General features: G+C 43.1%; 2 pseudogenes. Both read right to left on the bottom strand.

The window, feature by feature from the left end:
• Positions 1-209 (bottom strand): annotated as a pseudogene (locus tag R7E78_RS30050) (efflux RND transporter periplasmic adaptor subunit); the annotation flags it as partial.
• Between the two features lie 104 nt (positions 210-313).
• A pseudogene (locus R7E78_RS30055) lies at positions 314-534 on the bottom strand (LysR family transcriptional regulator); the annotation flags it as partial.

Here is a 534-nt window from a genome sequence, read left to right on the forward strand (position 1 = left end):
CCGGGTACACGAAAAGAGAGTGAGGCGGTTTCTTTTGCTTTTACGATCCCGCTGAATGATTTATTGAGTTCTTCATTCCTTTCGTTGACTTCAATCACTTGAACGGGTCTGGATGCGCTTGGATCCTCAACCTGAGGTTGAGCTTGATTACAGCCGAGTAGAGAGAGCGCGATAGTGCTCAGCGCAGCGGTTTTGATTTGATGATTCATAAGATGGCTCCATAATTTCGGCGCCATCTTATAATTCACAGATGTTCAGATAATCATGCGTGCGCATGATTCAATGTCACAAATTTTATGACAATAAATGCAAACTACAAAAGTTTTGGGATTTTATTGCACAAGTGTTCAATAAGTAACCGGCTAGCTTGGTTCAGCGTTTTCGGTTGAGGATAGAGCAACCACCCCGTTTCTTCTGTGACAGCATATTGAGACAATACTTGCACCAATGCACCGGATTCGAGCTCATTTTTTACCAACAGTTTTGGGATATAACTGATGCCGCGGTCAAGCACTGTGGAGCTTTTAATAAAGC

It is taken from the genome of Vibrio sp. YT-19(2023), assembly GCF_033337395.1.